Origin of the sequence: Brevundimonas sp., from assembly GCF_965227765.1 — a bacterium.
In the GTDB taxonomy this organism is placed as follows: domain Bacteria; phylum Pseudomonadota; class Alphaproteobacteria; order Caulobacterales; family Caulobacteraceae; genus Brevundimonas.
Window position 1 is genome coordinate 1,562,208 of record NZ_OZ245778.1, and the last position, 17,651, is coordinate 1,579,858.

The window sequence follows — 17,651 nt, forward strand, 5'->3', positions numbered from 1 at the left end:
GAACCGGAAAGCGGGCGACACGCCGAGCTAGAGGCTTAGCTTCATCGAGGCGTAGCATTCGCAGGCGCAGCGTTTGAGGGCAGCGCGGTCGCGGATGGTGGTGCGGCCTCGCGAGATGACGACGCCGTCCCTGGCCGCAAGGTCCTGGAAGGCTTCGTTCATTGTCGTGCGCTGGACGCCGAGCAGGGCGCCGACCTCTTCCTGGGTCATGCGCAGTTCGCTGGCGCCGGTGCGGTCCTGCGTGGTCAGCAGCCACCGCGCCAGTCGCGGCATGACCGGGTGACGCAGGTTACAGACGGTGTTCACGGCCGCCTCGACCTGGTTCTTGTGTGTCAGGCGCATCAGAAGCGCCTCGAGGTCCGGGCTGGCCTGTGCCTGGTGTCGCAAGCGGTCTCCGGGCAGGCTCCAGGCTTCGCCGCCGATCTGGACCAGGATATCCCAACCCAGAGGCTCGTCGGCCATGAAGGCCGCCAGTCCAGTAATGCCGTCCCGTCCGACCGTGGTCGCCATCCCCGCCAGGCCGTCGCTTAGCCGGATGACATTGGCGATGTCTGCGGTGACGGGAAAATAGACCAGATCCACCGGGTCGCTGACCCGCATCAGGATGTCTCCGGCCTCCAGGATTCTGCGGCGGGCATGGGGGCGCAGCGCCGCCTGATCTGCCGGGCTCATGGCCTGCCAGGTCCAGTTGCCAAGAGGGCCGTCGTGGGACGTGGGGCCGAGGGGCGTAGAGCTTTGCATCAAGCCCAAACGCATGGGGACGGGTTTCGTCCCCATGCGGAGCTGGCGCAGGCCAAAGGCGGCGGTCTAGCCGTTCGGCTTCTTCTTCGGCTTACCCTTGAAGGGCTTGGCGCCGGTGGCGGGGGCCGCCTTGCCGCGCGCATCCTTGGGCGCCCAGGGACGGTCGCCGCCCTTGGGCTTGCCCTTCCAGGGCTTGTCGTCCTGCCCGGCGGCGGGCGAGGCGTCGGAAGAGGGCGCCCAAGGGGTGCGCGGCTTGTCCGAGGCGTCCTTCTTGACCCAGGGCTTCTTGGGCGGGGCGCCGATTTCGACCTTGCCGGCCCACGGAGTTCGTTCGCCTTCGGGCTTGTCGCGTTTAACCCAGGGCTTCTTCTCACCCGATGGGGCGGCGTCGTCGCGTTTGACCCAGGGCTTCTTCTCGCCATCGCCTTCGCGCGGCTTCCAGGCGGGCTTGTCGCCGCGAGGGGCGCGTTCGGCCTTGTCGGCCCAGGGCTTGCGCTCGGGACGCTCTCCAGAAGAATGGGCGCCGCCGTCGCCCGAAGGCTTCTTGTCCCAGCGGCTGGCGGGGCGTTCCTTGGGACCGGGCGCCACGGCGTCGGAGACGGTCACGCCGTCCTCGACACCCGTCGCGAGGGCGGCGCGGAACTTGGCCTCGGCGGCCTTGGTGATCTCGAACTTGGTCTCGCGGTCGAAGATCTTGATCGAGCCGATGTCGCTTTTGGTGACGTGGCCGATGCGACAGATGGTCGGCAGCAGCCATTTGGGGTCGGCGTTCTTGTCGCGGCCGATGTTGACGCGGAACCAGACCATCTCGCCGCCACGCGCGAAGTCGCGCAAGGGGCCGTCGGCCTGGCCGCGATCGTTCACGCCGCTGACCTGGGCGCGCTTCATGCGCTCGTCGTCATAGACGTCTTCGGGCGCGGGCATCTTCTGGCGATAGAGGCGGATCAGGGCGGCGGCGATCTGTTCCGGCGTGGATTTCTCGAGCAGCAGACGGCCCAGCTCCAGGGATTCCTCGTCATCGGTCGGGGCGGTCAGCACCGGATCGGCCAGCAGGCGCACGCGGTCCTGTTCGCGGATCATGTCGGCCGAGGGCGGGCCGGACCACTCGGCGACGATGGAGGCCGATTGCAGCATCAGCTCGACCTTGCGGCGGCGCGTATAGCTGACCAGCAGGACCGAGACGCCCTTCTTGCCCGCACGGCCGGTACGGCCCGAACGGTGCAGCAGGCCGGCCTTGTTGACCGGGATTTCGGCGTGGATGACCAGGCCCAGATCGGGCAGGTCGAGGCCGCGCGCGGCGACGTCGGTGGCGACGCAGACGCGGGCATGGCCGTCCCGCAGGGCCTGAAGCGCTTCCGAGCGCTGGCTCTGGGTCAGTTCACCCGACAGGCCGACGACCGAGAAGCCGCGTTCACGAAGGCTGGCGGTCAGATGCTTTACCCGCTCGCGCGTGTTGGCGAAGACCAGAGCGCCGGGGGCCTCGAAATAGCGCAGCACGTTGACGACGCCGAGTTCGATCTCGTTCGGCGCAATGCGGATGGCCTTGTATTCGATGTCGGCATGCGACTTGTTGCCTGCGACCGTGTCGATGCGCAGGGCGTCGCGCTGATAGGTCTTGGCCAGTTGCACGATGTCGCGCGCCAGGGTGGCCGAGAACAGCAGGGTGCGGCGCTCGGCGGGCGCGGCGTCCAGCATGAAGGTCAGATCTTCCTGGAAGCCCATGTCCAGCATCTCGTCGGCTTCATCCAGCACGATGGCCTTGGCTTCCGACAGGTCGAGCGCGCCGCGTTCCAGATGGTCGCGCAGACGACCCGGCGTGCCGACGACGATATGGGCGCCGCGTTCCAGCGCACGACGCTCGGTCTTGGGGTCCATGCCGCCGACGCAGGAGACGATGCGCGCCCCGGTCTGGGCATAGAGCCACTGCAGTTCGTTGGAGACCTGAAGCGCCAGTTCGCGGGTCGGGGCGATGACCAGGGCCAGGGGATTGCCGAAGTCGGTGAACTTCTCAGCGTCGCCCAGGAGGGTTGGAGCCAATGCCAGACCAAAGGCCACCGTCTTGCCCGAGCCGGTCTGGGCCGAGACCAGCAGGTCGCGCTCTTCGCCACCGTCGGCCAGGGATGCCTCCAGCACGGCGGCCTGGACGGGGGTGGGCTCGGCATAGCCGCGTTCGGAAAGGGCGCGGTCGAGCGCGGGATGGCTGGCTGGGAAGGGCATATAGGTCTCGTAAGGCGTCGAAAACGCGAAGGCGAGCCGCACGGGGGTGCGACTGCGAAGGGTCTCTATCAGAAAAGCTGGCAGAAGAGGCGGGCGTCTGCGCGCGGATCAAGGCCGAAAGGTGGTGACAGGAACCATCAGGTGCGGATGCGAGCGAGTTTAGCGAACATCGTGACATTCGCGCCGGTTCGGATAAGGGTGCGGCACCTCGGGGAAGCCTATGCGCAAGACGATTCTACTGGCCACGACGGCCTTTGTGCTGTGCGCAGGGGCGGCCATCGCCCAGCAGCGGCTGCAACCCGGCGCAACTGTCAGCGGCGACCTGCGTCAGGGCGACGAGCGACTGCAAAGCGGCGAGTTCCTGGACGCCTACGAATTTCAGGGGCGGGCCGGTGATCAGGTCTCCTTGCGGATGACCTCGCAGGATTTCGACACCTATCTGATGGTCAGCGGCCCGGGCGACTTCTCCGACGAGAACGACGATGCGGTGGAAGGCGACACCTCTGCGGGCATGAACCTGCGTCTGCCCGCGACCGGCGCATATCGCGTCACGGCCACCAGCTACGAGCCCGGCGAGAGCGGACGTTATCAGCTCGACTTCCGGGGCGGCGCCGGTGGCGGGACGGCGGCGGTGTTTCCGACGCGCACGGGCGGCGACAGGGCCCAGAACAACCGGATCGCGCCGGGCGACACCATGCGCGAGGCCTTGGGCCAGGGCGATGTGACGCTCAGCACCGGCGAATACGCCGACGCCTGGCGGTTCCAGGCGCGGCGGGGTCAGACCTATACCCTGACCCTGCAATCCAGCGATTTCGACCCCTATCTGGTCGTGCGGGCTCCGGGTGGCTTCAGCCAGGACAATGACGACGATCCCGGTTCGCGGGGATCGACCGACAGCCGCATCAGCTTCACGGCGCAGGCGGATGGCGAGGTCACGATCTCGGCGACCAGCTATTCCGCCGGCGAGACCGGGCGCTATGCCCTGAGCCTGAGCGAATCCAGTGGCGGCACGCAGGCGTCCAGCGGCGGCGGCGGCCGCAACTCGACGGGTGACAGCCCCATCCGCGTCGGCGAAACCCGCGACGGCCAACTGGGCCAGGGGGCGCGTCAGCTTTCCAGCGGCGAATACATCAACAGCTTCACCCTGACCGGGCGTCGTGGCCAGCGGTTGGACCTGACGATGACCTCGTCCGACTTCGATCCCTTCGTGCAGATCGAGGGACCGAACGGCTTCTCGGCCTTCAACGACGATGACGCCGAGGCGGGCGGCAGCAACAGCCGGCTGATCGTCACCCTGCCCAGCGACGGGGCCTATGAGGTCATGGCCACCAGCTATGCCGCAAACGAGCGCGGCCGCTATCGGCTTAGCGTGCGCGACGGCGCCGGCTATCAGGCTCCGCCGCCCCGGCCCGGAAACGACGACCGCGCGGGCGGCGAGACGGGGCGTATCGCCATCGGCGACACCGTGGGCGGCACGCTGCAGGCCGGCGACGACACCCTGGACAGCGGCGAATACGTCGACAACTTCACCTTCCAGGGCCAGCGCGGCCAGCGGGTGGCGGTGGAGCTGACCTCGTCGGCCTTCGACGCCTATACGATCCTGACCACGCCTTCGGGCGAGCAGATCGACAATGACGACGGCGAGGACGGCACCAACAGCCGGCTCGACACCGTGCTGTCCGAGAGCGGCGAATATTCGGTCGCCGTGACCTCGTTCTCGGCCGGGGAAACCGGCTCGTATCGCTTCTCGGTCACGCCCAGCGAGGGGCCGCAGCGACAGGCTTCGGTGCAGGGCGGGCCCCGGGTGTTCGCCATCATGGTCGGGGTGTCCGACTATGGCGATGACCAGGCGAACCTGCCCTATACCGACGAGGACGCCCAGAAGCTGGCCGAGACCCTGCGGCGCGAAGGGGTGCTGAACCCCGCCAGCGTCACCCTGACCAACGCCCAGGCGACGGTCGCCGGTGTGCGCCAAGCCTTCCAGCGCGTGGCCCAGCAGGCAGGGCCAGACGACATGTTCCTGTTCTTCTTCTCGGGCCACGGCGACCAGACCGACGGCGCGGTCAGCGCGACCGAGCCGGACGGCAAGACCGAGTCCATCGTCCTGCGCGACGGCGAGATCAGCGATGACGAGATGGCGGACCTGTTCGGGACGCTGCGCACACGCCTGTCCCTGCTGGTGCTCGACAGCTGCTATTCGGGCGGCTTCGCGCGCAATGTCGTGGACCGGCCGGGCGTCATGGGGCTGTTCAGCTCCGAAGAGGACCTGACCAGCGCCGTGGCCGATAAGTTCGAGGCTGGCGGATACCTGGCCCACTTCCTGCGCGCCGGTCTGTCGGGCTCGGCCGATACGGACGGCGACCGGATCGTCACCGCGGGAGAACTGGCCACCTATCTGCGCCGCCAGTTCCGTGACGAGGTCGAGAGCGTGGAGGCCGAAACCTCGGAAGGCCAGCGCAACTACCAGAACCTGGTCATCGACCGGGGCGGGGTCCAGATCGACGACGTGATCGTGCGCCTGTCGGCAGAGGGCCGGAGCCAGGCCGGGGGCCGCTGACTAGGCCCCCAGCAACCTTGCCGCCTTGGGCGCGAAATAGCTGAGCACCCCGGCGCAGCCCGCGCGCTTGAACCCATGCAGGGTCTCCAGAATGGCGCGATCCTCGTCCAGCCAGCCGTTGGCGATGGAGGCCTGCATCATCGCGTATTCGCCCGACACCTGATAGGCGAAGGTCGGCAGCTTGAAGGTGTCCGAGACGATGCGGACGATGTCCAGATAGGGCATGCCCGGCTTGACCATGACGGCGTCGGCGCCCTCGGCGATGTCCATGGCGACCTCGCGCAGGGCCTCGTCGGCGTTGGCGTAGTCCATCTGATAAGTCTTCTTGTCCCCCGTCAGCATTTTGGCCGAGCCGACCGCGTCGCGGTACGGGCCGTAGAAGGCCGAGGCGAACTTCGCGGCGTAGGACAGGATCAGGGTGTCGTGGAAGCCATTGGCCTCCAGCGCCTCGCGGATGGCCTGGACCCGGCCGTCCATCATGTCCGAGGGGGCGACGATGTCGGCGCCGGCGTGGGCCTGGATGAAGGCCTGTTCGGCGAGGCGTTCCAGGGTGGCGTCGTTGACGATGCGGCCATCCTCGACCAGGCCGTCGTGGCCGTGATCGGTGTAGCAGTCCAGGGCCACGTCGCACATGACGCCGATCTCGGGCGCGGCGTCCTTGATGGCCTTGATGCAGTCGGGGATCAGGCCGTCGGGGTCGGTAGCGCCCGTGCCAGCCGCATCCTTGATCGCGCCATCGACATTGGGGAAGAGGGCGACGACGGGGATGCCCAAGCTGCGGGCCTCGACGGCGGCCTCGGCGGCGGCCTTGGGCGACAGGCGGAAGACGCCGGGCATGGAAGGGACCGGCACGCGGTCGTCCTTGCCGTCATGGACGATCAGCGGCCAGATCAGGTCGGCGGGGGTCAGGGTCGTTTCGGCCACCAGCCTTCTCACCCAGGGGCTGGCGCGCAGGCGGCGCGGGCGGGCGTAGGGATAGGCGGCGGGGGCGAAGGGCAGGGAGGTCATGCGGGGCGGCTTAGACCAACGACCGGCGCCATGCAAAATCGCAGGGGCGGGCTGCGACGCCGCGCTCGACGGCTGAGGCCCCGGCCCCTAGGAGGTTCGGGTCGCCTGAGCCTGGAGCCTGTCATGTCCGAAGCCGAAGTCCTGACCCGTATCGAGAACGGCGTGGGCCGCATCACCCTGAACCGGCCCAAGGCTCTGCACGCCCTGAACCACCCGATGTGCGAGGCGATGACCGAGGCCCTGCTGGCGTGGCGCGACGACGAGGCCGTGTCGTCGGTGCTGATCGACCATTCGGGCGAGCGGGGCTTCTGCGCCGGGGGCGACATCCGCATGATCGCCGAGAGCGGGGCCAGGGGCGCGGAAGAGGCCAAGTCCTTCTTCAAGGCCGAGTACCGGCTGAACCACCTGATGTTCGAATACCCCAAGCCGATCACGGCCATCGTCGACGGCATCGTCATGGGCGGCGGCGTGGGCATTTCCGAGCCCGCCGCCGTGCGCGTGGCGACCGAGCGGACCACATACGCCATGCCAGAGACCGGCATCGGCCTGTTCCCCGATGTGGGCGGCGGCTGGTTCCTGTCGCGCCTGCCGGGCCAGACCGGCGTCTGGCTGGCCCTGACCGGGGCGCGTCTGAAGGCGGCGGACACGGTGGCTCTGGGCATCCATACCCATTTCGTGCCGAGCGAGGGCGTCGAGGCGCTGAAGGTCGAGTTGCTCGCCGGGGCGGCTGACCCTGCCGCCGTCGTGGCGCGTCATGCCGGGGATGCAGGCCCCGCGCCCCACGCCGCGAACCGCGAGGCCATCGACCGGCTGTTCGCCTTCGATACGGTCGAGGAAATCTTTGCGGCGCTGGAGGCTGACGGGTCGGAATGGGCTCTGGCCCAGTTGGCGACGCTGAAGACCAAGTCGCCCCAGTCTATGAAGGTGTCGCTGAAGCAGCTGCGGACCAGCGCAGGCTTGAAGACCTTCGCCGAGAACATGGCCATGGAGTACCGGCTGGGCGGACGGATCGTGCAGAGCCACGACTTCCAGGAAGGCGTCCGCGCCGTCATCGTAGACAAGGACAATGCACCCAAATGGGCGGCGGCGGACCCGTCCGAGGTCAGCGACGCCGACATCGACGCCCTGTTCGCGCCTCTGCCGGCGGACGAGGAATGGGCCACGCTTTGATGCGAAACCGGGTCTGAATGGTCTGAATTTGAAAGGCGAGCCTGACAATTTCAGACTTTCGGCGTGTGAAACCGAGTCTGAATGGTCTGAATAGTCTGAAATCAGACGGGATGGGGTGAGGCCTGATCGGCGGTCCGGGTGACCGGAGCGTCGGGTTCGGCGGATGTCAAAGACCGGCCGCATCATATCATGGCCTCAGGGACCGCTAGGTCGAACGGGTCGGCGCGAGGTTCCCCTTGCATCCTTTCGCGCTTCAAGGCGTAGCTTGTCGGCATTCGCTGATCGGGACATCGCCATGACGAAGACGCATCGCCTCGCCGCCGCCGCCGTGGCGGCATTGATGTCATCGGCGTGTTCCGGCGCATATGCCCAGCCGCCTGGTCCGCCGGAGTTGACGGCCGTTCCACCAGTATCTGACTGCGACGGGGCGAAAACCAGGAACTTCACGGCGGCAGAGGCTGCTGCAGACGCCGACGCGGCAGCCGCTGTCGCTGCCGGAACGTACAGCGGATGGGCCGCTGCGGTCGCCGATCCTCGTCGTCTGCCCGAAGAGACCGTGCGTGATCCGCTGCGCCACCCGGCCGAAATGCTGGCTTTCATGCGATTGACGCCGGGGGACACTATCGCCGACATCCGACCGGAAGAAGGCTATTTCACCCGGCTTTTCGCCCCAACTGTGGGGGAGCATGGGAGGGTCTATGCCTTCGTGCCCAACCAGACCGCCGAGCGCGAGAACGCTTTTGCTGACACTCTAGCCGCCACCTACCCCAACACGACGCGGGTAACGGGGGACCTGGATACGCTGTCGTTTGAATGCCCGCTGGACGTGGTCTTCATGGGGCAGGAATACCATGACTTCGTCATCCCCCGGTTCGGGGTGGATGTGGCGAAGATGAATGCGGCGGTGTTCGCGGCGCTGAAGCCAGGCGGCCTGTACGTAATTCTGGACCACCAGGCGGCGCCGGGGGCGGGAACGGACGTGGTCGGGACCCTGCACCGGATCGAGGCCTCGGCCTTGAGGGCTCAGGTCGAGGCGGCGGGCTTCGTCTTCGACGGCGAGACCGACGTGGTCGCCAACCCCGACGACGACCACAGCCTGTCGGTGTTCGACCCCGCCATCCGGGGCAAATCCGACCAGTTCGTCTATCGGTTCCGCAAGCCCGACTGACGTCTCGCGCTACTGAGAACCGTTATCAATTAGGGGTTTGCGGCGTTTTGTCCTTGCGATTCCGTGGACAGAACGGGTCAATCGGCGCAATACGCCGCCAGTTTTCTGGACCCCGAAAGACCGCCATCTTGTACGACTACAGGGCTGCATTCGAATCCGCCGTCGACCAGGTGAAGGGCGAGGGGCGTTATCGCGTCTTCGCCGACCTGAAGCGGGTGCGGGGTCAATTCCCCAAGGCCGTGCGTCGGCGCGAGGACGGGACCGAGCAGGACTGCGTCATCTGGTGCTCCAATGACTATCTGGGCATGGGCCAGCATCCGGTGGTGCTGGAAGCCATGAAGGCCGAGATCGAATCCGTGGGCGCCGGCGCGGGCGGCACGCGCAACATCTCGGGCACCACGCGATCCGCCGTTGACCTGGAGGCTGAGCTGGCGTCCTGGCACCAGAAGGAAGCCGCCCTGCTGTTCACCTCGGGCTATGTGGCCAACGAGGCGACCCTGACAACGCTGCAACGCATCCTGCCGGGCCTGATCATCTTTTCCGACAGCCTGAACCACGCCTCCATGATCGCGGGCATCCGCAATGGCGGCTGCGAGCGGCACGTCTTCCTGCACAACGACCTCACGCATCTGGAGCAACTGCTGGCCGCCGCGCCCGCCGATGCGCCCAAGCTGATCGCGTTCGAGAGCGTCTATTCGATGGACGGCGACATCGCCGACCTGGCCGGGACCATCGCCCTGGCCAAGAAATACAACGCCATGACCTATCTGGACGAGGTCCATGCGGTCGGCCTGTACGGCGCGACGGGCGCGGGCGTCGCCGAGCGTGACGGCGTTCTGGACGGCATCGACATCGTCGAATGCACCCTGGGCAAGGCCATCGGCGTCATGGGCGGCTATATCGCCGCCGACGCGGTGATCGTGGACGCCGTTCGCTCCTGGGCCGCTGGCTTCATCTTCACGACCTCGCTGCCGCCTGCGCTGACGGCGGGGGCTCTGGCCTCGGTGCGCCACCTCAAGACCAGCCCGGAACTGCGCGTCGCCCATCAGGAGCGCGCCCAGGCCCTGAAGGACCGTTTCGCAGCGGCGGGCATCCCGGTGATGCCGTCGGAAAGCCACATCGTGCCTGTGCACATCGGCAATCCGGTCCACTGCAAGATGATCTCGGACATGCTGCTGGAAGATTTCGGCGTCTATGTGCAGCCGATCAACTATCCGACCGTGCCCAAGGGCACCGAGCGCCTGCGTTTCACGCCTTCGCCCAACCATGACGACGGCATGATGGACGCCCTGGTCAGCGCCATGGACAAGCTGTTCACACACTGCAACGTCGCCCGGATGCCCGTAGCGGCGTGATAGCCGGCGTCACGGTTGTTGCGGAACGAAAAAAGAACGCCATAATCTCCAACGAACGGGAGGCGTTATGGCGGCTATCAAAATTGAAAACTGTGGAAACGTTCAAATTGTCGGCGGCAGCATAAGTGGTTGCGATGTCGGAATTGATATCGGATTTTCCGACAATGTTTCCGTCAACGGTACGCGGTTTCGCAACACCAAGCAGGCGGTTACGGCAGCAGATGTAACCAGATTAGTTCTAGCCAACTTAGACGTAGATGACCGAGACTTGATAACTGCGGTTCGCGCAGATATCGCAGCAGGTGCAGACATAGATCTGATACAAGAGCGGTTTGGCGATCGGTTGAAAGGCAGAGGCATCGATATAGATGCACTGATGGATCGGTTCGGTAACGGCGCGGCCGTGATCAGTCTCCTCTTACAGGCCTTTCAGTCCGCCTTTGGAGCGCAGGGTGGGTGACGAGGAGATTATCGTCGAATCGACCCGCAACGGAACCTATCTGAAGGTCACAGCCGTCCATGTGGCGACGGGGACCGAGGCGACGGCTGTGGGGCCGGCGATGGAGCCAAGGGCGGTCGAGCGGCTGGCCGTGGCCAAGCTTCGGCGTCTGTTGACGACCACCTGACACAAGATGTTGTGGTCGAGGCCGCTGGCGACTAGATAGGCGCACCTCCACGACGCCAATTCAGGACCGCCGCCCGTGACCGCATCCTTCGTTCATGACGCCTATTTCTCGCGCGGTTTGGCTGAAGCCGACCCGGACATCTTCAAGGGCATCCAGGGCGAACTGGGTCGTCAGCAGGAGCAGATCGAACTGATCGCTTCCGAGAACATCGTCTCCAAGGCGGTGCTGGAAGCGCAAGGCAGCGTCCTGACCAACAAATACGCCGAGGGCTATCCGGGGCGTCGCTATTACGGCGGCTGCGAATATGTTGATGTGATCGAGGATCTGGCGCGTGAGCGGGCCAAGGAACTGTTCGGCTGTTCGTTCGCCAACGTCCAGCCCCACTCGGGCGCCCAGGCCAACCAGGCGGTCTTCTTCGCCCTGCTGCAACCCGGCGACACCTTCCTGGGCATGGACCTGGCCTGCGGCGGGCACCTGACGCACGGCTCGCCGGCCAACCAGTCGGGCAAGTGGTTCCGCCCGGTGACCTACAAGGTGTCGGAAGACACTCACCTGATCGACTACGATCACGTCGCCGAGATGGCCCAGAAGGAAAAGCCCAAGCTAATCGTGGCGGGCGCCTCGGCCTATAGCCGCAAGATCGACTTTGCCCGCTTCCGCGAGATCGCCGACAGCGTGGGCGCATACCTGTTCGTGGACATGGCCCACTACGCGGGTCTGGTCGCCGGCGGCGTCTATCCCGACCCGCTGCCCCACGCCCACGTCGTGACCACCACGACGCACAAGACCCTGCGCGGACCGCGCGGCGGCATGATCCTGTCCAACGACGCCGAGTTGGGCAAGAAGATCAACTCGGCCGTCTTCCCCGGCCTGCAGGGCGGACCGCTGGAGCATGTCATCGCCGCCAAGGCCGTGGCCTTCGGCGAGGCGCTGAAGCCCGAGTTCAAGCTCTATGCGAAACAGGTCGTGGACAACGCCCAGGCCCTGTCGGCGGTGCTGATCGAGCGCGGCCTGGCGGTCGTGTCGGGCGGCACCGACAGCCATATCGTCCTGGTCGACCTGCGTCCCAAGGGCGTGACCGGCAAGGCGACCGAGCTGCAGCTCGAACACGCCCTGATGACCTGCAACAAGAACGGCGTGCCGTTCGACACCGCCTCCTTCATGGTCACCTCGGGTGTTCGCCTGGGCACGCCGGCCGGCACGACGCGCGGCTTTGGCGTCGAGGAGTTCAAGTCGATCGGTCACTGGATCGCCGACGTGGTGTCCTCGATGAATGGCGGCGACGAAGCCGATCCGGCCGTCATCGCCGAGGTCGCCGGCAAGGTGCGCGCCCTGACCGCGCGTTTCCCGATCTACGGATAAGCCTCTGATGAAATGCCCCTTTTGCGGACATTCGGATACGCAGGTGAAGGACAGCCGACCGTCTGACGACGGCTCGGCCATCCGACGTCGGCGGTCCTGTCCGCAATGCAGCGGGCGTTTCACCACCTTCGAACGGGTCCAGCTGCGCGAGCTGGTGATCCTGAAGCGGAACGGACGGCGTGCGCCGTTCGACCGCGACAAGCTGGAGCGCTCGTTGGGCATCGCTCTGCGCAAGCGCCCGGTGCAGGCCGAACAGGTCGAGCAGCTGGTCAGCCGGATCACCCGCCAACTGGAAAGCCTGGGCGAGACGGAAATCCAGTCCAGCGTCGTCGGCGACTTCATCATGAAGGCGCTGAAGGGCGTCGATGAGGTCGCCTATGTCCGCTACGCCTCGGTGTACAAGGACTTCCGGGCGACGGGCGACTTCGCCAAATTCCTCGGCGCCGAAGGCCTCGATGAGCCGGGATCTGGAGAGCGCTGATGCGTCCCGAAATCTTGCGTCCCCGCGTCACCCTGAAAGTCGCGACCTCTCTGGACGGTCGCATCGCCACCTCGTCGGGCGAAAGCCAGTGGATCACGGGGCCGGAGGCGCGCAACCAGGGCCACGCCCTGCGCGCCGTCAGCGACGCCATCCTGGTGGGGGTCGAGACGGTTCTGGCAGACGATCCGCGCCTGACCGCGCGTCTGCCCGATGGCCAGCCGGCCAAGGACCCTCTGCGTGTGGTGATGGACAGCCGCCTCAGGACGCCGCCGTTCGCGCGTCTGGCCCAGGCGGGCACCCTGATCCTGACGACACGCGAGCCCAAGCCCGTGGGCGAGGCCGAGGTGGTGCGGGTCGCCGCCGACACCGCTGGCCGACCGGCGGTCGGGGCGGTGCTGGACCTGCTGGGCGAGCGCGGCATCCAGAGTTTGATGGTCGAGGGCGGGGGGCGGATCGCCGCCTGCTTCATCCTGGCCGACGCGGTGGACGCCATCGAGTGGTTCCGCGCCCCCATCGTGCTAGGCGGAGACGGTCGTCCGTCGGTCGCCACCCTGGCCCTGGGAAGATTGCATAAGGCCCCCAAGTTCCGGCGCCTTGCGGCGGAGGCCTGCGGTGACGACCTGTGGGAACGCTACGAGAGGCTTTCCTGAAATGTTCACCGGCATTGTCACCGACATAGGGCGCGTTCGCAGCGTCCGCGAAACCGACCGCGACCGGCGCTATGAGATCGAGACCGCCTGGGACGTATCCGGCATCGATATGGGCGCATCCATCAGCCACGCGGGCTGCTGCCTGACAGTGGTCGAAAAAGGCGACCAGTGGTTCGCGGTCGAGGTCTCAGGCGAGACCCTGGACAAGACGACCCTGGGCGCGTGGAAGGCCGGGGATCCGGTCAATCTGGAGCGCGCCGCCAAGCTGGGCGACGAGATGGGCGGCCATGTGGTGTCGGGCCATGTCGACGGCCTGGGCCGCGTCGTCTCTATCGAGACGGTCGGCGGATCCCACCGTGTCGTGGTCGAGGCGCCCGCGCCCCTGCATCGCTTCATCGCCGCCAAGGGCTCGATCACGGTGGACGGGGTGTCCCTGACCGTGAACGCCGTGGATGGGCGCAATTTCGACCTGAACATCATCCCCCACACCTGGGAGGTGACCACCCTGGGCCGGCTGAAAGTCGGCGATCCGGTCAATCTCGAGATTGATATGCTGGCGCGTTACCTCGCGCGGTGGCAGGAGACGGCATGATGCAATTGGCCTCCAACATGAACGACAGCCCGATCAGCCCGATCGAGGACATTCTCGAAGACGCGCGCAACGGCCGCCCCTACATCCTGGTCGACGCCGAGGATCGCGAGAACGAGGGCGACATCATCATTCCGGCCCAGTTCGCCACGCCGGACCAGATCAACTTCATGGCCCGTCACGCGCGCGGCCTGATCTGTCTGGCCATCACCGCAGAACGCGCGCGCCAGCTGCGCCTGCCGCCGATGGCCAGCGAGAACCGCGAGAGCATGGGCACGGCCTTCACCGTCTCGATCGAGGCGAAAGAGGGCGTGACGACCGGCATCAGCGCCGCCGACCGGGCTCGCACGATCCAGGTGGCCGCTGACCCGTCGCGCGGCGCCGACGACATCGTCTCGCCTGGCCATGTCTTCCCCCTGGTCGCCCGCGATGGCGGCGTCCTGGTCCGCACCGGCCATACCGAGGCGGCGGTCGACATCAGCCGCATGGCCGGCCTGACCCCCGCGGGCGTGATCTGCGAGATCATGAACGAAGACGGCACCATGTCGCGGATGCCGGACCTGATCGCTTTCGCCCAGCTGCACGGGCTGAAGATCGGCACCATCGCCGACCTGATCGCCTATCGCCGCCGCACCGAACGCTATGTCGAGCGGGTGATGGATACGCCGTTCGAAAGCGTCCACGGCGGCCCGTTCCGCCTGATGCTGTACCGCGACACCATCGAGGGCGGCGAGCACGTCGCCCTTGTCCACGGGCGGATCGACCCCAACAAGCCGACCCTGGTGCGCATGCACCAGGTCGATTTCGCCGCCGACCTGCTGGGTCATCGCGAAGATCGCCAGGATTATATTCCGGCCGCCCTGAAGCAGATCAGCGGCGCCCAGGCCGGCGTCGTGGTCTTCCTGCGCGATCCGGGCCTGCACGGTCTGGCCGAACGGCTGGCGGGCGGCGACAAGCCGGTGACCAATGACCGCGCCATCAAGAGCTACGGCCTGGGCGCCCAGATTCTGCTGGACCTCGGCGTGCGCGACATGACCCTGATTAGCTCGACCCGCCCTGAACCGACCGCGCTTGAAGGCTATGGCCTGCGCATCGTCGGCTGGCGCGGCATGAACGGAGAAGACCAATCCTGACCGAACCGCCCCGCGTCCTCATTGTCGAGGCGCGTTATTACGATGACCTGGCCGACGCCCTTCTGGACGGAGCCAAGGACGCCCTGACGGCTCAGGGCGTGACGTTCGACGTCGTCACCGTGCCGGGCGCCCTGGAGGTTCCGACCGCCATCGCCCTGGCCGACGAGGCCGGGAAGTATCCGACAGCCCCGCGCTACGACGGGTTTGTGGCCCTGGGCTGCATCATTCGTGGCGAGACCTATCATTTCGAGATCGTGTCCGATCAGTCGGCGGCCGGCCTGATGCAACTGGGCCTGAAGGGGCTGTGCATCGGCAACGGCATCCTGACCACCGAGGATGAGGACCAGACCTGGGCGCGCGCCAAGCGCAGCGAGGGCGACAAGGGCGGCGGGGCTGCGCGCGCCTGCATGGACCTGATCAACCTGAAGAAGCGCCTGCGCCACGGCCTGGGTGGAACGGACTGATGACCGAGCCCAACAGCATCAAGGCCGTACTGGAACAGCTGGCCGAGGCCGAGAAAGCCCGCGCCGAGCCTGGCCTGACCTCGCGCCAGCGCCGCGCCCGCACCGTGGCCCGACTGGCCGCCGTCCAGGCCCTGTACCAGATGGAACTGGCCGGCGAGGGGGTCGAGACCGTCATCACCGAGTTCTCGAACCATCGCTTTGATTCCGACATCGAGGGCGAGCCGCTGGCCGAAGCCGACGAAGTCTGGTTCGCCGACATCGTCCGGGGCGTGATCGGCGACCAGCGCGACATCGACGCGGCCGTGAAGGCGAGACTGGCGTCCAACTGGCGGCTGGAGCGACTGGACGCCACGCTGCGCGCCCTGTTGCGGTCCGGCGCCTGGGAACTGGCGCACAAGCCAGAAGTCCCGCGCGAGATCGTCATCGACGAATATGTCGAGCTGGCGAAGGCCTTCTTCGACGAGGCCGAGGCCAAGTTCGTCAACGCCGCCCTGGACGGCGTGGCCCGCGACGTGCGGCCGAAAGCCTAAGGTCATGCCCGCCGTCGACGTCACCGGCGAGTTCGAAACCATCCGCAAGCTGCTGGCGCCCCTGGCCCATCCCGAATGGGGCCGGGGGTTGCTGGACGATGTGGCGGTGCTGCCGACGCGACCCGGCTATGACCTGGTCCTGACCAAGGACGCCATTGTCGAGGGCGTGCATTTCCTGGCCGAGGACCCGCTGGACACGGTGGCGCAGAAGCTTCTGCGGGTGAACCTGTCCGACCTGGCGGCCAAGGGGGCCGAGCCGTTCGGCTATATGCTGGCCTGTCACTGGTCGGAACGTTGCGGCTGGCCCGAGCGCGAGGCCTTTGCGCGCGGACTTGCCATCGACCAGAAGGCTTTCGGCATCGCCCTGATCGGTGGCGACACCGTGGTGACGCCGGGACCGGCCTCATTCTCCGTGACCATGATGGGCTGGGCGCCAAAGGGTCGGACGGTCGGGCGTTCGGGGGCGCGGTCGGGGCAACTGGTCTTCGTCACTGGACAGATCGGCGACGGCTGGCTGGGGCTGCAGGCGGCGCAAGGGCGGCTGTCCCTGGCGCCCGAGCGGGTGGCCGCCCTGGCCGAGCATTACCGCAGGCCCATGCCGCGGCTCATCTTCGCGCCGGTCATTCGCGAGATGGCGCGGGCCTCGGTCGATGTGTCCGACGGGCTGATCGCCGACCTAGGCCATATAGCCGACGTCAGCGGCGTCGGCATCGAACTGGACCTGGAGCCTACGCCCCTGTCGGCGGCGGGGCAGGCCTGGTTCGACACGCGGGTGGACGAGCAGGCGGCGCTGGAGCGGTTGGCGACCGGCGGCGACGACTATGAGATCGCCTTCACCGCCGAGGCCGGCGATGAGGAGACCCTGAGGCGCGAGGCCGAGCGCCGGCATCTGCGGCTGACCGTCGTCGGACGGGTGGTGGCGGGCCGGGGCGTAACGGTGCGGTTCGGCGGCGTCACCCTGAGCGTGCCCAAGGGCGGTTGGACGCATGGGCATTCGCCCGTGGACGGCGCAACGGAATCCTAATCGATCGCGGCTATCTGTGCGTCATGCTTCGCAGAGACGTCATCACCCTGGCCACCACCGCAGCCGCGCTTGCGGTTGCATCCCCCGTGCTGGCCAGCGGCGGCGGGAAAAAGCCTGAGGGCGAAACGGCCGCCGCCTCGGTCAATATCGCCGGGGTCGGACTGCCGGTCACCTCGAACGGCCGAATCCGCAACTATGTCTTCGTCACCGTGAAGGTGCATCTGGGCCCCGGGACGACGATCGAGGCCATGCGCGCCAAGGATCCCTTCATCCGCGACGCCCTGGTCCGCACGGCCCATCGGGTGTCGCTGGCCATGCCGAACGACTTCACGCGCATGAACGAAAACGCCATCAACGCCGCCGTCATGGCCATCGCCAATGTCGTGGTCGGTCATGGAGGCGTGACGGCGTCCGAGGTGTTGATGCAGACGCCGCGTCGCCGGACGGGCGTCCAGCAGGGCTAAGGCCCGCACAAGAACCACTCAAAGAGCGCTGTTGCGTCGGTTCGCCGCATTTGGCACGGTCTCAGGGCAATTCCCGCGGGACGCGCTGATGCGTCCGTTGCGCACGGGGGGA

At 66.9% G+C, this 17,651-nt stretch carries 18 protein-coding genes; 15 read left to right on the forward strand and 3 right to left on the reverse strand.

Translation table 11 applies throughout. The features are described 5' to 3' along the window. Positions 1–27 precede the first annotated feature (27 nt). Together ACO05L_RS07470 and ACO05L_RS07475 are read right to left on the reverse strand one after the other, a co-directional pair. Positions 28–672, reverse strand: coding sequence for a Crp/Fnr family transcriptional regulator (locus tag ACO05L_RS07470; protein ID WP_421731527.1), 645 nt, complete (start codon positions 670–672; stop codon positions 28–30). A 135-nt stretch (positions 673–807) separates the two neighbouring features. Next, complete coding sequence (locus tag ACO05L_RS07475; RefSeq protein WP_421731528.1) at positions 808–2,958, reverse strand: DEAD/DEAH box helicase; 2,151 nt, start codon at positions 2,956–2,958, stop codon at positions 808–810. Between the two features lie 220 nt (positions 2,959–3,178). Between ACO05L_RS07475 and ACO05L_RS07480 the strand changes: the two genes are divergently transcribed. Next, positions 3,179–5,515, forward strand: a complete 2,337-nt coding sequence (locus ACO05L_RS07480) for a caspase family protein (protein ID WP_421731529.1) — start codon at positions 3,179–3,181, stop codon at positions 5,513–5,515. On the opposite strand, the gene hemB is transcribed toward ACO05L_RS07480, so the two are convergent. After that, positions 5,516–6,523: a porphobilinogen synthase gene (gene hemB / locus ACO05L_RS07485; RefSeq protein ID WP_421731530.1), complete on the reverse strand. Its 1,008-nt coding sequence runs from the start codon at positions 6,521–6,523 to the stop codon at positions 5,516–5,518. A gap of 123 nt (positions 6,524–6,646) precedes the next feature. On the opposite strand from hemB, the gene ACO05L_RS07490 reads away from it, so the two are divergent. The 14 genes from ACO05L_RS07490 (at position 6,647) to ACO05L_RS07555 (ending at position 17,539) form a co-directional block, all read left to right on the forward strand. Continuing rightward, a complete protein-coding gene (locus ACO05L_RS07490; protein ID WP_421731531.1) occupies positions 6,647–7,693 on the forward strand; it encodes an enoyl-CoA hydratase/isomerase family protein in 1,047 nt (348 codons plus the stop codon). Positions 7,694–7,988: 295 nt separating this feature from the next. Next, the gene (locus tag ACO05L_RS07495) at positions 7,989–8,861 is read left to right on the forward strand and encodes a class I SAM-dependent methyltransferase (protein WP_421731532.1); all 873 of its coding nucleotides are present in this window, start codon (positions 7,989–7,991) and stop codon (positions 8,859–8,861) included. Positions 8,862–8,989: 128 nt separating this feature from the next. Next, entirely contained in the window at positions 8,990–10,216 is a 1,227-nt protein-coding gene (gene hemA, locus ACO05L_RS07500) for a 5-aminolevulinate synthase (RefSeq protein ID WP_421731533.1), read from the forward strand. Positions 10,217–10,283: 67 nt separating this feature from the next. Beyond that, entirely contained in the window at positions 10,284–10,676 is a 393-nt protein-coding gene (locus ACO05L_RS07505) for a hypothetical protein (protein ID WP_421731534.1), read from the forward strand. Next, positions 10,669–10,842 carry a DUF6898 family protein gene (locus tag ACO05L_RS07510; RefSeq protein WP_421731535.1) on the forward strand — a complete coding sequence of 58 codons (174 nt, stop codon included), beginning with the start codon at positions 10,669–10,671 and terminating at the stop codon, positions 10,840–10,842. The genes ACO05L_RS07505 and ACO05L_RS07510 overlap by 8 nt, the downstream gene beginning before the upstream one ends. A 75-nt stretch (positions 10,843–10,917) precedes the next feature. Beyond that, positions 10,918–12,204 (forward strand): serine hydroxymethyltransferase, encoded by a 1,287-nt coding sequence (gene glyA, locus ACO05L_RS07515; protein ID WP_421731536.1) that lies wholly within the window; start codon positions 10,918–10,920, stop codon positions 12,202–12,204. A gap of 7 nt (positions 12,205–12,211) precedes the next feature. Further along, the gene (gene nrdR / locus ACO05L_RS07520) at positions 12,212–12,685 is read left to right on the forward strand and encodes a transcriptional regulator NrdR (RefSeq protein ID WP_421731537.1); all 474 of its coding nucleotides are present in this window, start codon (positions 12,212–12,214) and stop codon (positions 12,683–12,685) included. Continuing rightward, positions 12,685–13,335 (forward strand): RibD family protein, encoded by a 651-nt coding sequence (locus ACO05L_RS07525; protein WP_421731538.1) that lies wholly within the window; start codon positions 12,685–12,687, stop codon positions 13,333–13,335. Before nrdR ends, ACO05L_RS07525 begins: the two co-directional genes overlap by 1 nt. 1 nt (position 13,336) lies before the next feature. Beyond that, a complete protein-coding gene (locus ACO05L_RS07530) occupies positions 13,337–13,927 on the forward strand; it encodes a riboflavin synthase (RefSeq protein ID WP_421731539.1) in 591 nt (196 codons plus the stop codon). Beyond that, positions 13,924–15,057, forward strand: coding sequence for a 3,4-dihydroxy-2-butanone-4-phosphate synthase (gene ribB, locus ACO05L_RS07535; protein ID WP_421731540.1), 1,134 nt, complete (start codon positions 13,924–13,926; stop codon positions 15,055–15,057). Before ACO05L_RS07530 ends, ribB begins: the two co-directional genes overlap by 4 nt. After that, entirely contained in the window at positions 15,054–15,521 is a 468-nt protein-coding gene (gene ribH / locus ACO05L_RS07540) for a 6,7-dimethyl-8-ribityllumazine synthase (RefSeq protein ID WP_421731653.1), read from the forward strand. Before ribB ends, ribH begins: the two co-directional genes overlap by 4 nt. Next, positions 15,521–16,051, forward strand: a complete 531-nt coding sequence (gene nusB, locus ACO05L_RS07545; RefSeq protein WP_421731541.1) for a transcription antitermination factor NusB — start codon at positions 15,521–15,523, stop codon at positions 16,049–16,051. The genes ribH and nusB overlap by 1 nt, the downstream gene beginning before the upstream one ends. A 4-nt stretch (positions 16,052–16,055) precedes the next feature. Further along, positions 16,056–17,075, forward strand: a complete 1,020-nt coding sequence (gene thiL / locus ACO05L_RS07550; protein ID WP_421731542.1) for a thiamine-phosphate kinase — start codon at positions 16,056–16,058, stop codon at positions 17,073–17,075. Positions 17,076–17,098: 23 nt separating this feature from the next. Further along, a complete protein-coding gene (locus ACO05L_RS07555; protein WP_421731543.1) occupies positions 17,099–17,539 on the forward strand; it encodes a hypothetical protein in 441 nt (146 codons plus the stop codon). Positions 17,540–17,651: the final 112 nt, after the last annotated feature.

What these genes read in the sequence shown, in the direction of transcription:
- ribB (WP_421731540.1), top strand. Translation starts at nt 13,924, where the DNA reads ATGATGCAATTGGCCTCCAACATGAACGACAGCCCGATCAGCCCGATC.
- ACO05L_RS07505 (WP_421731534.1), top strand. Translation starts at nt 10,284, where the DNA reads ATGGCGGCTATCAAAATTGAAAACTGTGGAAACGTTCAAATTGTCGGC.
- nusB (WP_421731541.1), top strand. Translation starts at nt 15,521, where the DNA reads ATGACCGAGCCCAACAGCATCAAGGCCGTACTGGAACAGCTGGCCGAG.
- ACO05L_RS07555 (WP_421731543.1), top strand. Translation starts at nt 17,099, where the DNA reads ATGCTTCGCAGAGACGTCATCACCCTGGCCACCACCGCAGCCGCGCTT.
- ACO05L_RS07495 (WP_421731532.1), top strand. Translation starts at nt 7,989, where the DNA reads ATGACGAAGACGCATCGCCTCGCCGCCGCCGCCGTGGCGGCATTGATG.
- ACO05L_RS07490 (WP_421731531.1), top strand. Translation starts at nt 6,647, where the DNA reads ATGTCCGAAGCCGAAGTCCTGACCCGTATCGAGAACGGCGTGGGCCGC.
- ACO05L_RS07470 (WP_421731527.1), bottom strand. Translation starts at nt 672, where the DNA reads ATGAGCCCGGCAGATCAGGCGGCGCTGCGCCCCCATGCCCGCCGCAGA.
- nrdR (WP_421731537.1), top strand. Translation starts at nt 12,212, where the DNA reads ATGAAATGCCCCTTTTGCGGACATTCGGATACGCAGGTGAAGGACAGC.
- ACO05L_RS07525 (WP_421731538.1), top strand. Translation starts at nt 12,685, where the DNA reads ATGCGTCCCGAAATCTTGCGTCCCCGCGTCACCCTGAAAGTCGCGACC.
- ACO05L_RS07480 (WP_421731529.1), top strand. Translation starts at nt 3,179, where the DNA reads ATGCGCAAGACGATTCTACTGGCCACGACGGCCTTTGTGCTGTGCGCA.
- thiL (WP_421731542.1), top strand. Translation starts at nt 16,056, where the DNA reads ATGCCCGCCGTCGACGTCACCGGCGAGTTCGAAACCATCCGCAAGCTG.
- hemB (WP_421731530.1), bottom strand. Translation starts at nt 6,523, where the DNA reads ATGACCTCCCTGCCCTTCGCCCCCGCCGCCTATCCCTACGCCCGCCCG.
- ACO05L_RS07475 (WP_421731528.1), bottom strand. Translation starts at nt 2,958, where the DNA reads ATGCCCTTCCCAGCCAGCCATCCCGCGCTCGACCGCGCCCTTTCCGAA.
- ACO05L_RS07530 (WP_421731539.1), top strand. Translation starts at nt 13,337, where the DNA reads ATGTTCACCGGCATTGTCACCGACATAGGGCGCGTTCGCAGCGTCCGC.